The following is a 13,496-nucleotide window of genomic DNA, read 5'->3' as shown; positions in this document are numbered from 1 at the left end:
GTTTCGCAGCCGAAGCTGACTATCCACATTCGCGTTCAAAAGGCGTGACGATCGGGATCGTAGCCACCGGTCACGCGCAGGATGTGAGGAGGTTGCGTCGGCGGCGCGCCGAACCGCCAATTCAGCAAGATGCTCGGCATCGGTGAAAGCTCCTCTTTCAACCGATCAGACCAGCCCGGCCTAAACGCCTCCTGCTCTGTGGCGAAAATGGCCGGTCCGGAAGCGGTGTAAAGGAAAACGCGATGGGCAACACCAGTCTAGCATTAACCCTATCCAACACCAGCGTCGCGGCCCAGGCGGTCGCGCGACGACGGCCATTGGGCATACTAGTCATCGCCCTGCGCGTGCTCGCGGCCGGGCTGGCGCTCTACAATCTGACCTGGTCTGCATCCGGTGCGACGGCACTGATGCGTGGTCACATGCGCCCTCCCGAAATCTTCCTCTCGTTCGGCTTCTGGATGGCGGTAGCGGTACTGGCGTTCCATGCTTCCTACATTTTCGGTCAGAACGACTGGTGGCGGTTGTTCGCCATGCCGTGCTGGCAGGCGCGATGGGGCTAGCCGCTGTCGGCAAGGCTCAGGGCGCCAAGATGAAGGCGCAGCAGTTCTACCACGCCTACGACCATCTGGGCGTCGCGATGGCGACCGTGGATCTGGCGCGCGTGGATGCAGCGGCCGCAGGGCGCATGGCGGAAGAGTGTCGGCGCATTACCGCGGAGCGGATGCTGGCAGGTGGCTGAGCTGACAGACATCATCGCAGCGGCGGCGGCGAGCGGCGCGCTTGGTCATGCTCTGTCGGCGGGCTACTCGCGTTACGACTGCGGGATCCCGCCAGATCCCCCAAATCGTAATAGGCTCACGCCTCACGAGTGAACCGTTGCAAGCTATCGGTCAGCTTGGCGCGAATACTTGGTCCGACAACAGCAAGCGCCAATCGCGCGAAATCGAGGTTAGATATCCGGCTTTCTGCCGCCTGACGTGCTGGCGCAGCGCCTACAGCGCCGCGCGGGTCAAGGACGCTACTTCGATCGACATCAAGATCGCGCGCAAGATCGCCGGGGAGGTCGGCTTTACCGTCCCCCTGCGCCGCCGGGTTGTGGAGCGGACCTTCGCTCGGCTCGGTCGCAATCGCGACTGGTTAAGGACTTCGAAGCCACCATCGGCTCTGCCACTGCCTTCGTCTACGCTGCCGCCGCAATGGTGCTCGTCAGGCGCATCGCTCGTTCGACGTGAGTTCTGAAACGGACTCTAAGTTAAATTAGCCTTCGAACGACCCTGAACCGCTATTTTCGTTTTCCGCCAAGCTGCGATGCCAGCGCGCGTGCGGCCTCCACATAAGCGGGGCCGCCGCACACGGTCCAGGCTTGGGGCAGGCGCAGGCGGGGGATCGGCGCCAGTACCGGGTGGTGGAGCATTTCAGTCCCTTGGTCCTGCACTTGATCGGTGGCGGTCTCGACGATCAGATAGTCGGGCCGCGCCATGGCCATTTCCTCAAGGCCCACTCGCGCCAGCGCAGGCTTGCCCAGTTTCGCCGCCAGGTTGCGAAGGCCGACGCGTTGCATCAGGTCGTCGATCAGGGTGCCAGTCCCCGTCAGAAACCCCCGCCGCTGGTAATAGGCCGCAACCGCGCCGCGCCCGGCGGTGGCGGGGATGGAAGCGAGCTGCCGGTCCATATGCACGATCAGCGCCTCCCCCCGCGCCGGGTGGCCGACGGCGGCGGCGACGCTTCGGATCTGAGCGACGATGTCGGCGTAGTTATTGGCGAAACTGACATCGAGGGTCGCAATGTCGCGCCCCTGCAGGCGCGCCATCGTTTCCCGACGGCGGCCCGGCGTGGCGAGGATCAGGTCGGGCCGCAGCGCGAGCACCTCCTCCGCCGAACCGCGCGTCGAGTGAAAGGCGCGCGCCTTTCCCGCCGCTGCCGACATTTCGGGATCGCGCGCGAACTGCGTCAGCGCAACGATCTGCCCCGGATCGGCCAGCGCCAGCAGATATTGGTCGGCACACAGATTGAGCGACACGATCCGTCTCGGCCGCTGTGGCGGAACGGGTCCTGCGCCTCCTAACAGGGCAGCGATCAGCGGCAGGGCAAACAGGCGGCGCATGATCGTCCTTTGCCTTGGCGCCGCCATCCGCGCTAGGCGCGAATCAACAGACGCGACCATTGAGGTTGATTGCACGTGACCCGCCGCTGGCTCTGGCCCGCTCTCATCCTTGCCATGCTGGTTGCGGCCGTGCTGGGCGTGGGCGTTGGCACCACGTCAATCGCGCCTGCCCGTGTGCTGGCGGCGCTTGGCGGCCTTGGCGACCCGGTCGAACGCGCGATCCTGATCGAACTGCGCCTGCCGCGGGCGATGCTGGGCCTGCTCGTCGGTGCGATGCTGGGCCTGAGCGGCGCGGCATTGCAGGGTTATCTTCGCAACCCGCTGGCCGAACCGGCGGTGTTGGGTGCGTCCAACGGCGCCGCGCTGGGCGCGGTTGTCGCGCTCTATTTCGGGCTCGCGGCGTGGCACCCGGCGGCGCTGCCGGTGTTGGCGATCCTCGGCGCATTGGCCACGCTGACCATCCTGTTTCTGCTGGCCGGTCGCTCCGAAAGCCCGTTGACGCTAATTCTGGCCGGCATCGCGGTAGCGACGTTGGCGGGGGCGGGCATCAGCCTGGCGCTGAACCTGTCACCCAATCCGTTCGCCGCGATGGAGATCATGACGTGGCTGCTAGGCAGTCTTGAGGATCGCTCGTTCGAACATGTGCTGCTGGCCGCGCCGTGCATTGCGCTGGGCATGGTGTTGCTGGCGGGACAGGGCCGCGCCCTCGACGCGCTGACGCTGGGCGAGGACGGCGCGGCGGCGTTGGGCGTCGACCTGCGGCGGACGCGGGTGCGATTGCTGGTCGGGATCGCTGTCGGCGTGGGTGGCGCGGTGGCGGTGTCGGGCGCGATCGGTTTTGTCGGGCTGATCGTGCCGCATCTGATCCGCCCGCTGACCGACCGCAGCCCCTCGGCCGTGCTGTGGCCCAGTGCGCTGGCGGGCGCCGCGCTACTGACGCTGGCCGATGTCGCGGTGCGGCTGATCCCGTCGACCAACGAACTGAAACTGGGCGTGGTGACGGCGTTTCTGGGCGTGCCGGTCTTCCTGGTCCATCTGATGCGGGAGCGCCGCTTGTGGTGAGCATCGTTGCTCAGGGAGTGAGTGTGACGCTGGGCGGCCGCGCGGTCGTTCGCGACGTGTCGGCCCGGCTGGACGGCGGCACGCTGATCGGCGTGCTGGGACCGAACGGCGCGGGCAAGTCGACATGGGTGCGCGCGTTGCTGGGTCTGATCCCGCATGCAGGTGCGGTGACGATCGACGGCACCCCGCGCCCCGCCCTGTCGCGCGCCACCATCGCGCGACAGATCGCCTATCTGCCACAGGGGCAGACCTTGCACTGGCCGATCTCGGCCGAGCGGCTGGTCGCGCTGGGCCGCCTGCCCCACCTCGCCCCGCTGTCCCGCCCCGATGAGGCTGACCGCTTGGCGATCGAGCGGGCGATGGAGCGCGCCGACGTTGCTCATCTCGCCCACCGCACCGCGACCGAATTGTCGGGCGGTGAGCGCGCGCGCGTGTTGCTCGCCCGCGCGCTGGCGGTGGAGGCACCGGCGCTGGTGGCCGACGAGCCGCTGGCCAGCCTTGACCCCGCGCATCAGATCCACGGCATGGAATTGCTGCGGGCAGAGGCGCAAGGCGGTGGGCTTGTCCTCGCGGTGCTGCACGACCTGACGCTCGCGGCGCGTTTTTGCGACCGGGTGCTGGTAATGGCCGATGCTGCGCTGGTCGCCGATGGCGAACCGAACGCCGTGCTGACGCCCGAATTGCTGGCGGAGGTTTATGGGATCACCGCCTATCGCGGCGACGGCGCTTCGCCGCTGCTCGTCCCGCTCGACAGGCTGCGTTGACGCAAGCGCCCGTCCGGGATTAAGGGCGCAGCCGCGACAGGTTCCCCTTAGTCGGGGATTCAAAGGGAACGGGGTTCAAGACCCCGGCTGCCCCTGCAACTGTGAACGGCGAGCCACCACGCCACATGCCATTGGGACTCCGGTCCTGAGAAGGCGGCGCGGAGGGTTCCCGGCAGAGCGATGCTCGGCCGGGTTCCGAATCGGCATTGACCCGTGAGCCAGGAGACCTGCCCGTCGCAGTCGTTCTTCGACCGGACAGGGTGTGCCGGACGGACGGGGGTCAACCCGCGAAACGACAAGCAAATCGACCTCGGGTGGCGTTGCCGCCTGGGGGCGACGTCACGTGGGGTTAGAATGAAGAAGATCCATTTGCTTGCCGGTGTTGCCCTGTTTGCACCGGCGCCCTTGCTCGCCCAGTCCCAGGCCGATCAGGCCCCGTCGCCCGACGCGGCGGCCACACCCGGCGACGGCAGCGACACGACGCGCACGGGCGCCATCGTCGTCGCCGCCAACCGGAGCCCGACCGACATCGACCGCGTGCCCGCATCGGTAACGGTTCTCGACAAGGAACGCATCGACCGCGCAGGGGACCTGGCGGTTGCCGACCTTCTGGTCCGCACGCCCGGCATCAGCCTGACGCGCAACGGTGGCTATGGTACCGCGACCCAGCTTCGCATCCGCGGCGCTGAGAGCGACCAGACCGTCGTCGTCATCGACGGGGTCAAGATCAACGATCCGTCGTCGCCCGGCGGCGGCTATAACTTCGCCAACCTGCTGACCGGCGATGCGAGCCGGATCGAGGTGCTGCGCGGACCCCAGTCGATCCTGTGGGGCAGCCAGGCGATCGGCGGCGTCGTCAACGTCGTGACGCCGCTTCCGACGGCAGACCTAGAAGGCAGCTTCGATATCGAAGCAGGCAGCCGCGAAACCGTCAGCGGTCGTGCCGCCATCGGCGGGCGCACCGGCCCGCTTGGCTGGCGCATCGGGGCGCAGACCTTCACCACCCAAGGCATTTCCGCCATCGCGCCCGAATTCGGCGGCGGCGAAGCGGACGGCTATCGCAACCAGTCGGTCACCGGTCGCGCGGTGCTGGATATCGTGAACGGCGTAAGTGCAGACCTGCGTGGCTATTATTCAAATGGCCGGGTGGAGATTGACGGGTTCAGCGGCGACACCCCCGAATATTCGCGGAACGAGGAATTTGTCGGCTATGCCGGGCTGAACGTCGCGCTGTTCGACGGACGTTTCCGCAACCGTTTCGCCTATGGCTATACCGACACCGACCGCGAAAACCTGAACCCGACCCGCCAAAGGGCGCAGACCTTCGACGCGGCGGGCACCAACCACCGTGCCGAATATCAGGGCAGCGTTGCGATTGTGTCGGGCGTCGACGCCGTGTTCGGCGCGGAAAACGAAGTCAGCCGGTTCAGCAGCGTTTCGCCATCCGCCAGCCTGAGCGTTCCCATCCCCGCCCCCGCAACCGGACGGGCCGAGATCACCAGCTTTTATGGGCAGCTGAACGTCTCCCCCGTTGCCGGGCTGACGCTGACGGGTGGCGTTCGCAACGACGATCACAACCGCTATGGCAGCAAGACGCTGTTCGCCGCAGGGGGTGTGTGGGCACTGCCGACGGGAACGGTGCTTCGCGCCAGCTATTCGGAGGGGTTCAAGGCGCCGACCCTGTACCAACTCTTTTCCGAATATGGGAATGACGCGCTGCGCCCCGAACAGGCCAATGGCTGGGAAGCGGGTGCGGAACAGCGGTTCCTGGAAGGCGCGGTCGCGCTGGGCGCCACTTATTTCGAACGGCGCTCGACCGACCTGATCATCTATGCCGGCTGCACCAGCACGACGACCGATCCGCGCTGCTTTGTGCCGGGCAGCACGACGGAGCGGCGATTTGGCTATTACGACAATGTCTCGCGCGCTTTCGCAAACGGCATTGAGGCTTCTGGCCGCGTCGCCATTGGCGACAGGCTGACGGTCGACGGCAATTACAGCTGGGTCACGTCGGAGGACCGCTCCACCGGGTCGGCCAATTTCGGCAAGCAGCTGGCGCGCCGCCCACGCCATAGCTGGAACGCAGCCGCCAATTACAGCTTCCCGGGTGGACCGTCCTTCGGCGCCGCCGTCCGCTGGTCGGGCGAGGCGTTCGACAATGCCAGCCACTCGGTTCGCTTCGCACCCTATACACTGGTCGACCTGCGGGCCGAAGCGCCCGTCTCTGACGAAGTAAGCGTGTTCGTGCGGGGTGAGAACATTTTCGACGAACGCTATGAGACGGTGTATCGCTACGGCACGTTGGGGCGCAGCATCTATGCCGGGCTGCGGGGGCGCTTCTGATGGCGGCGCATTCTTTCGGCAAAGCGGAGGACAAGACGATGAGGGCAGGTTCACCCGGCGGCTCGTCGATGCCGGCATCGACCCTTTGGATCATGCTGCTGACGCTGGCTAGCACCGCGACAACGCTGCTGCTGGCATGTGCAACGCCCTTCACCGCGCTGGCCGCACTGGCGGCCACGCAGATGCGGGCGCGCGACGGCATAATGCTGATGATCGCCGCATGGGCCGCCAGCCAGATCGTGGGTTTTTGCGTGCTGGACTATCCGCGTGATGCCAGCACCTTTGCCTGGGCCGTCGCGCTGGGTAGCGCGGCTATCGCATGCGTGATTTCGGCGCGGGCAGCCGGGGAGCGGCTTGGCGGCCACTCCCCCGCGCTGCGAATCGCCGGCGCCTATCTTGCGGCAACGATAGCGTTCAAGCTGGCGATCCTGCTCTGGTCGCTCGGCCTTGGCGGCGTCGAAACCGCCCTGTCGCCGTCGATCAACCTGCGTCAAATGGTGCGTAACGGGGCGATACTGATCGGCCTATATGCACTGTATCGGAGCCTGCGGGCAGCGGGGCTTCCCGCTGCCCCGCGCGGGGCGGCAACGGCATGAACGCCGGGGCGCTTCGATGCTGAAGCCGGTCGATCACGGCGCGGCGGTGGTGGCGTGCAACACGTGCCGCCTCTCCGCCGACGCGCGAGAGGATGGCGAAGGGCGTCGTGGCGGCGCACTGCTGGTCGAAGCGTTGCGGCGCGTAAAGGCCTCGGACCCAGCGTTCGAGGCCGTCGCGGTGCAGGAAATGCCCTGCCTGTTCGCGTGTCAGGATTTCTGCACCGTCCACCTGCGCGCGCCCGAAAAGGTCGGCTATGTCCTCGGCCGCTTCGAGCCCGGCGACGATGCCGCCCGTGCGATCCTGGATTATGCCCGCGCCTATGCCGCCAGCGACTGGGGGCAGGTGCCCTTCCGCGACTGGCCCGACGGGGTGAAGGGCCATTTCATCACCCGTACCCCACCCTCCGGGTACGTCGTCGAATGATCCGCTTTAACGACATCGCCGCATTCGAAACCGCGCTGGCCACCCTGCCCGCCGCAGACACCGCCGCGCGCGACGCCGCGACTGCGCGACAGAGCCAGTTGACAAAGCCACCCGGCTCGCTCGGCCGTTTGGAGGCGATCGCCATCTTCATGGCCGGGTGGCACGGTGTGGAGCGTCCCCGGGTCGAACGCGGTCGGGCTGTGGTATTCGCGGGCAATCACGGTGTCGCAGCGCGCGGCGTCAGCGCTTTTCCCGCCGCCGTCACTGCACAGATGGTCGCCAATTTCACTGCCGGGGGCGCGGCGATCAACGCGTTGGCAGCATCGGCCGGGCTGACGCTTTCGGTCGTACCGCTCGACCTCGACCGGCCGACCGCCGACTTCACTCTCGCCCCTGCGATGAACGCGGCGGAGTGCCTCGACGCATTAAACGCGGGTGCAGAAGCGGTCGGCGATGCCGACCTTCTGGTGCTGGGTGAGATGGGCATCGCCAATTCGACCGCCGCCGCCGCGCTTGCCGCTGCCAGTTTCGGCGGCACCGGCGCGGACTGGGTGGGCCCCGGCACCGGCGTCGATGCCGGTGGCGTTGCGCGAAAGGTTCAGGCCGTCGACGCTGCCCTTGCCCATCACGCCGGTCATCTGGACAGCGCCTTCGAAATCCTGCGCCGTGTCGGCGGTCGTGAAATCGCGGCGATCGCCGGAGCGATCCTGAGCGCCCGCCATGCACGGGTCCCGGTGATGCTGGACGGCTTCATCGCCACCTCGGCCATCGCGCCCTTGGCCCTAGCCACGCCTGCCATCACCGACCATTGCCTGGCCGGGCATTGTTCCGCCGAACCGGGCCACCGCCGCTTGCTGGACCGGCTTGGTCTCAGCCCGCTGCTCGCTCTCGATATGCGGCTGGGCGAAGGGAGCGGCGCGGCGCTTGCGACGCATATCGTGCGTGCGGCATTGGCAGCGCATGACCAAATGGCCACCTTTGCCGAAGCGGGTGTGAGCGGCGGGTGAGCGGCTTTACCCTGCACCTGATGCGCCACGGCGCGCCCGAAATGGCCGGCCGGATGCTGGGCCGCACCGATTGCGACGTGACCGATGCAGGAATCGCCGCCTGCCGGGGCAAAGCCACCACGATCGGCGCAACGCAACTGACCACGTCGGATCTGCGGCGGGCACGCCGTTGCGCCGCCGCGATCGGCAAAGCGCAAGTCGACACCCGTTGGCGCGAACTGGACTTTGGCGAATGGGATGGCTTGGCCGCGGGAGAGATCGACAGGACCGCAATCGCCGCTTTCTGGAACGACCCCGACGCTTGCCCGCCGCCCGGTGGAGAGCGTTGGTCCGCGCTGGTGGACCGCGTCGGCGCCGCGATCGAGGCGCTGAGCCCGCAACCGACGCTGGTCGTCACCCATGCGGGCGCGATGCGAGCGGCAATCGCCTATCTTTGCGGCCTGCCCCATGCGGCGACATGGGCGCTGGACCTGCCCTGTTCATCAGTCCTGACCTTCAACATTTGGCAGGACCGGCCCCGTCGCGGGCAGATCGCAGGCTTGCAGGCATGAAGCAGCTGTTCATCGCGCTGTCCTTCCTCACCCGATTGCCCGTGCCACGGGTGGAAGGGAGCACGGCCGACTTTGCGGCGGCGGTACGGCTATATCCGATTGTAGGCGTGCTTGTTGGCGCGGTGGTCGCGAGTGCGGGCGTGATCGGCGCGCGCGTCGACCCTTGGCTTGGCGCATTGGCTGCGCTCATCGCGTGGACATGGGTGACGGGCGCGCTGCATCTGGATGGCTTGGGCGACGTCACCGACGGGCTGGGTGCAGCGCATGGTGACCGTGATCGGATGCTCGCGGTAATGGCCGATCCGCATATCGGCAGCTTCGGCGTGATCGCCATCGTCCTGCAACTCGCGGCCAAGCTGGTCCTGCTGCACCTTTTGCTGCCACAACAATGGGCGGCGATCGTCGCGGTTTCGGCGGCGGCGCGAATGGGACCGTTGGTCTGGGCGCGCTGGCTGCGGCCGCTGCGGCCCGGCGGCCTGGGCGCCACCATTGCAAAGTCGGTGCGCCCGCGTGATCTGCTCGGCTGGGCAGCCGTTCTGCTCGCGGGGTGCTTGGTGCTACCGGCGCTGGCGGTCGCGCCCCTGATCGTCGCGGCCCTCGCAGTCTGGTTTCGGTCACGCATCGGCGGGGTAACGGGCGACGTACACGGCGCCGGGATCGAGCTCGCCGAAACGGCGCTGCTGCTCGCTTTCGTCCTTTACGCCTGAGCGATCGCCAGCATCGCATCCAAATCGAGCGCGTCGCTCAGGCCTGCTGCAACCTCGTCCAGCGCGGCGTCGACATCGGCCGCGTGATCCGGCCCGGTTGCATTCGATCCCAGCCGTTGGAGCCAAGCGGCACGCTGCGCCGCAAGCCCCAGCAGCCCGTGAACATAGCTCCCGGCAACCAGTCCGTCCGCGCTCGTCGCACCTTCGTTGCGACCATCAGCCAGCCGACCCACGGGCCGCGCCGTATCCGGGCCCGACGTGCGGCCAAGATGGATTTCATAACCCTCGAACGGACTGCCCAGCGCCTCGCCGGTGACATGCGACAGCGTCTTGTCTCCGGTCAGCACCGTTTCCACGTCGAGCAGGCCCAGACCGGCCACGCTTCCCGGCGGCCCCTCAATCCCCTTCGAATCGGCAATGCTGCGCCCCAGCATCTGGTAACCGCCGCACAGGCCAAGCACCGGGCGCCCCTTTCGATGGTGTGCGATAATATCGATGTCCCATCCCTGCGCCCGCAGGAATGCCAAGTCTGCACAGGTCGCCTTTGACCCGGCCAGCACGATCATCGCCGCATCGGGAATGGGCCGCCCCGGCGGCACCATGACCAGTTCGACCCCCGGCTCCAGCTTCAGCGGGTCAAGATCGTCGAAATTGGCGATGCGCGGCGTGATGGGACAGGCGATGACGACACGTCCCTCGACGCTGACGGCGCGACGCTCCAGCACCACCGCATCCTCGCTGGGCAGGCGGCGGGCGGCGGGCAGCCATGGCACGATGCCCAGCGGGTGCCAGCCGGTGCGACGTTCGATGGTCGCCATTCCCTCATCGAACAACGCAGGATCGCCGCGGAACTTGTTGATCAGAAAGCCCTTGATCATCGCGGCATCGTCGCGGTCGACAACCGCATGCGTCCCGACCAGGGAGGCGATGACGCCGCCGCGATCGATATCCCCGGCCAGCACTACCGGTACCCCAGCAGCGCGGGCAAAGCCCATATTGGCGATGTCGCCGTCGCGCAGATTGGTCTCGGCGGGCGAACCGGCTCCCTCGACCACCACCAGATCGCAATCGGAGGCCAGCCGTTGATAGCTCTCCAGCACCTCGCTCAATAGCCCCGCCCGCCCGTCCCGCCAGTTCGACGCCGTCAGCGTACCGCGAACCTGCCCGCGAACCACCAGTTGCGATGTGCGGTCGCCCTGCGGCTTTAGCAGCACGGGGTTCATGTCGACGCTGGCGGACACGCGACAGGCAAGCGCCTGCGTCGCCTGCGCGCGACCAATCTCGCCCCCGTCGGCAGTTACGGCAGCATTGTTGCTCATATTCTGGGGCTTGAAGGGGCGAACGCGCAGCCCGCGATTTGCAAAGGCGCGGCACAGCCCTGCGACCAGAACGGACTTGCCCACGTCCGATCCCGTGCCCTGTATCATGATCGCAGCCATGCAAAGCCCCCCGCCAAACCGACCAGCAACACGCATGCCCGGATATAGATTGCCAGCGCGCGCTGAATATCCTGCGCGGTTGCCGTCCGCCCCTCACTACCGATCCACGGCTTGTCATGGACGACGCCATCATAGGTGACCGGTCCGGCCAGCGCGATGCCCAGCGCCCCCGCCATCGCGGCTTCGGGCCATCCGGCGTTGGGCGATGCATGGCGTCGGCAATCGCGCACCATAACGCGCCACCCCCGACCGGCGGCAAAGCAGATCAGGAAACCTGCCAGCCGTGCAGGCACGAAATTGGCCACATCGTCGATGCGTGCCGCCGCCCAGCCAAAGGCGCGCCACCGCACTTCCCGATGGCCGATCAGGCTGTCGGCCGTATTGATCGCCTTGTAAGCCCAGACCCCCGGCAGTCCGAACACCGCCAGCCAGAACAGCGGCGCGACCACGCCGTCGCACAGGCTCTCCGACAGGCTCTCGACCGCTGCGCGCGCAACGCCCGCTTCGTCCAGATGATCGGTATCGCGCCCGACGATCATCGCCACTGCCCGCCGCGCACCACTCAGATCGCCGTCCAGCAGCGCCTGTCCCACCGGGCGGACATGATCATACAGGCTGCGCGCCGCAATGCCCGGCCACGCCAAGAGCACAATCGGCACCCAGCCCCACGCCCCGAACAGCCGATATGCCGCCCACTCCAGCGCAAGACACAGCACGACGGTGCCGCCGGTCAGAACGGCCATCGTCACCAGCCCTAACAAGCGCTTGGCCGCCTCACCCGCATGCGGATCGTTCCACCGACGCTCCGCCCAGTTTATAAAGCGCGCAAAGCCGCCGACCGGATGTCCAGCAACCCGGTAAAGCGCGCCGGGCCAACCAACCGCCGCATCAATCGCCAGCGCCAGCAGCGCGACCGGCTCAGCCACGGGCCAACGCCCGGTCGAGCCGGCCGAACGCCCCGTCATCCGCTGGCAGCCCGAACCGCAGCCAATCGGCGCGATCCACAAAGGGCCGCGTCAGGATACCCGCGCGCCCCAGCCGCTCGAAAATGGCACGCGCGTCGGGATGCTCGACCAGCCGGAACAGCGGACTTGCCCCGCGCGCGCTCAACCCGTGTCGGGCCAGCATCGCGTCCAGCCGCCGTGCCCGCTCCACAAGAGCAATGCGGGTCGCCTCGATCCACTCACGATCCGCATAGGCAGCCCGGCCCCAGCCAATCGCCTGCGCACTCACCGGCCAGTCACCCAGCAAGCCCCGCAATGCCGCGATCACCATCGGCGGCGCGATGATGAAGCCCAGCCGTATCCCGGCCAAACCGAAAAACTTGCCGAACGACCGCATGGCGATGACCGGTGCGTCCTCGCCGACAGCAGGGATACTTGGCGCAGGATCGGTGTCGGCAAAAGCCTCATCGACGACCAGCCAGCCGCCCCGCTCCGCCTGGCGCATCGCAAGCTTGTGGAGGGCCGCCCGGTCCAGCAGGCGTCCGTCGGGATTATTGGGGTTGGCAATCAACAGGGTACCGCCGCGCACCCGATCCACTTCGGCAAGGGCCACCGCCTCACTCGCCACTTCGCGATGCGTGCCATAGCTGGGCACGGCCGCAACAATGGGCAGCGGCACGCCCAGCATTGGTAACAGGCGCAGTGCAATCTCGCTGCCGGGCACCGCCGCCACATGCCGCGCCTCCACCCCGAAATGGCACGCCGCGATCTGCTCCAGATCGGCCAAAGCGGCGGTCGAGGGCAGCGGCGCCGGATCCACCAACAGCCCCTTTGGCACCGGCCACGGCACCGGGTTGATGCCCGTCGAAAGGTCAATCCACGGGCGCGGCGCATCCGGATAAGCGGCCAGCGCATCGTCGATCCGCCCGCCATGGCGCGCAAAGTCCGGCTCCGACATGGATTTCGCTTGCATCATCGCGCCCGCCATCGCCATTCACGCCGCGAACGGCAAGCCGGATGAACGATGGCGGATAACCCACAGACGATATTGGTGCTGGGCGGCGCCCGCTCTGGCAAGAGCCGCCACGCCCAATCGCTGGCGGAGCGGATGGGGCAGCGTCGCCTGTTCATCGCGACGGCGCAGGCGTTCGACGACGAAATGCGCGACCGCATCGCCCGCCACCGCGCGGATCGCGACGACAGCTGGCAGACGGTGGAGGCGCCTCATGATCTGCCCGGCGTCATCCGCCAGCATGGGCACGGCGACCATGTGCTGCTGGTCGATTGCCTGACGCTGTGGCTGTCGAACCTGTTGCTGGCCGACGCAGATCTTGACGCGGCGGGCCGCGCCCTGATCGACGTCTTGGCGGATGCGTCGGCACCGGTCATTCTGGTCGGGAACGAGGTCGGGTTCGGCATCGTGCCCGACAATGCGCTCGCCCGCCGGTTTCGCGATGCCGCCGGGCGGCTGCACCAGCATCTGGCCGCCGCATGTGATGCGGTCGACCTGGTCGTCGCCGGCATCCCCCTCAGGATAAAGCCCGCCGCCTGACCT

15 protein-coding genes, 1 pseudogene and 1 riboswitch are annotated in these 13,496 nt (G+C 67.4%); of the genes and pseudogenes, 12 read left to right on the top strand and 4 right to left on the bottom strand.

Annotated features, from left to right (window positions below; translation table 11 throughout):
* Positions 1-242: 242 nt before the first annotated feature.
* The 3 genes and pseudogenes from ACAX61_RS10630 to ACAX61_RS10620 form a co-directional block, all read left to right on the top strand.
* The gene (locus tag ACAX61_RS10630; protein WP_370714725.1) at positions 243-560 is read left to right on the top strand and encodes a hypothetical protein; all 318 of its coding nucleotides are present in this window, start codon (positions 243-245) and stop codon (positions 558-560) included.
* On the top strand, positions 551-739 hold the full coding sequence (locus tag ACAX61_RS10625) for a hypothetical protein (RefSeq protein ID WP_370714724.1): 189 nt from the start codon (positions 551-553) through the stop codon (positions 737-739). The genes ACAX61_RS10630 and ACAX61_RS10625 overlap by 10 nt, the downstream gene beginning before the upstream one ends.
* A 272-nt stretch (positions 740-1,011) precedes the next feature.
* Positions 1,012-1,232 (top strand): annotated as a pseudogene (locus ACAX61_RS10620) (IS5/IS1182 family transposase); the annotation flags it as partial.
* 50 nt (positions 1,233-1,282) lie between these two features.
* On the opposite strand, the gene ACAX61_RS10615 reads toward ACAX61_RS10620, so the two are convergent.
* A complete protein-coding gene (locus tag ACAX61_RS10615) occupies positions 1,283-2,104 on the bottom strand; it encodes an ABC transporter substrate-binding protein (protein ID WP_370714723.1) in 822 nt (273 codons plus the stop codon).
* Between the two features lie 114 nt (positions 2,105-2,218).
* Here ACAX61_RS10615 and ACAX61_RS10610 point away from each other — a divergent pair, with 114 nt between their 5' ends.
* The 8 genes from ACAX61_RS10610 (at position 2,219) to cobS (ending at position 9,558) form a co-directional block, all read left to right on the top strand.
* Positions 2,219-3,166 (top strand): FecCD family ABC transporter permease, encoded by a 948-nt coding sequence (locus tag ACAX61_RS10610; RefSeq protein WP_370714975.1) that lies wholly within the window; start codon positions 2,219-2,221, stop codon positions 3,164-3,166.
* Complete coding sequence (locus tag ACAX61_RS10605) at positions 3,160-3,930, top strand: ABC transporter ATP-binding protein (RefSeq protein ID WP_370714722.1); 771 nt, start codon at positions 3,160-3,162, stop codon at positions 3,928-3,930. The genes ACAX61_RS10610 and ACAX61_RS10605 overlap by 7 nt, the downstream gene beginning before the upstream one ends.
* A 21-nt stretch (positions 3,931-3,951) precedes the next feature.
* Positions 3,952-4,179: riboswitch (cobalamin riboswitch) on the top strand.
* Between the two features lie 105 nt (positions 4,180-4,284).
* Positions 4,285-6,273: a TonB-dependent receptor plug domain-containing protein gene (locus tag ACAX61_RS10600; RefSeq protein ID WP_370714721.1), complete on the top strand. Its 1,989-nt coding sequence runs from the start codon at positions 4,285-4,287 to the stop codon at positions 6,271-6,273.
* Positions 6,273-6,869, top strand: coding sequence for a hypothetical protein (locus tag ACAX61_RS10595; protein ID WP_370714720.1), 597 nt, complete (start codon positions 6,273-6,275; stop codon positions 6,867-6,869). The genes ACAX61_RS10600 and ACAX61_RS10595 overlap by 1 nt, the downstream gene beginning before the upstream one ends.
* A gap of 16 nt (positions 6,870-6,885) precedes the next feature.
* Entirely contained in the window at positions 6,886-7,293 is a 408-nt protein-coding gene (locus ACAX61_RS10590) for a DUF1636 domain-containing protein (RefSeq protein WP_370714719.1), read from the top strand.
* Positions 7,290-8,300, top strand: coding sequence for a nicotinate-nucleotide--dimethylbenzimidazole phosphoribosyltransferase (gene cobT / locus ACAX61_RS10585; RefSeq protein ID WP_370714718.1), 1,011 nt, complete (start codon positions 7,290-7,292; stop codon positions 8,298-8,300). Before ACAX61_RS10590 ends, cobT begins: the two co-directional genes overlap by 4 nt.
* Positions 8,297-8,851: a histidine phosphatase family protein gene (locus ACAX61_RS10580; protein WP_370714717.1), complete on the top strand. Its 555-nt coding sequence runs from the start codon at positions 8,297-8,299 to the stop codon at positions 8,849-8,851. The genes cobT and ACAX61_RS10580 overlap by 4 nt, the downstream gene beginning before the upstream one ends.
* The gene (gene cobS / locus ACAX61_RS10575; protein WP_370714716.1) at positions 8,848-9,558 is read left to right on the top strand and encodes an adenosylcobinamide-GDP ribazoletransferase; all 711 of its coding nucleotides are present in this window, start codon (positions 8,848-8,850) and stop codon (positions 9,556-9,558) included. Before ACAX61_RS10580 ends, cobS begins: the two co-directional genes overlap by 4 nt.
* On the opposite strand, the gene ACAX61_RS10570 is transcribed toward cobS, so the two are convergent.
* From ACAX61_RS10570 to ACAX61_RS10560, 3 genes are read right to left on the bottom strand one after another with little or no spacing between them, the layout of a single operon-like run.
* Positions 9,549-10,997 (bottom strand): cobyric acid synthase, encoded by a 1,449-nt coding sequence (locus ACAX61_RS10570; protein WP_370714715.1) that lies wholly within the window; start codon positions 10,995-10,997, stop codon positions 9,549-9,551. The genes cobS and ACAX61_RS10570 overlap by 10 nt on opposite strands.
* Positions 10,982-11,923: an adenosylcobinamide-phosphate synthase CbiB gene (gene cbiB, locus ACAX61_RS10565; RefSeq protein ID WP_370714714.1), complete on the bottom strand. Its 942-nt coding sequence runs from the start codon at positions 11,921-11,923 to the stop codon at positions 10,982-10,984. The genes ACAX61_RS10570 and cbiB overlap by 16 nt, the downstream gene beginning before the upstream one ends.
* On the bottom strand, positions 11,916-12,917 hold the full coding sequence (locus ACAX61_RS10560; RefSeq protein WP_370714713.1) for a threonine-phosphate decarboxylase: 1,002 nt from the start codon (positions 12,915-12,917) through the stop codon (positions 11,916-11,918). Before ACAX61_RS10560 ends, cbiB begins: the two co-directional genes overlap by 8 nt.
* A gap of 48 nt (positions 12,918-12,965) precedes the next feature.
* Here ACAX61_RS10560 and cobU point away from each other — a divergent pair, with 48 nt between their 5' ends.
* Entirely contained in the window at positions 12,966-13,493 is a 528-nt protein-coding gene (gene cobU, locus ACAX61_RS10555) for a bifunctional adenosylcobinamide kinase/adenosylcobinamide-phosphate guanylyltransferase (RefSeq protein ID WP_370714712.1), read from the top strand.
* Positions 13,494-13,496 lie beyond the last annotated feature (3 nt).

The sequence above is a fragment of the Sphingomonas sp. IW22 genome, assembly GCF_041321155.1.
Lineage (GTDB): Bacteria > Pseudomonadota > Alphaproteobacteria > Sphingomonadales > Sphingomonadaceae > Sphingomonas.
Note: the sequence above shows the minus strand (reverse complement) of the source record. Positions and strands in the feature narration are given on the sequence as shown.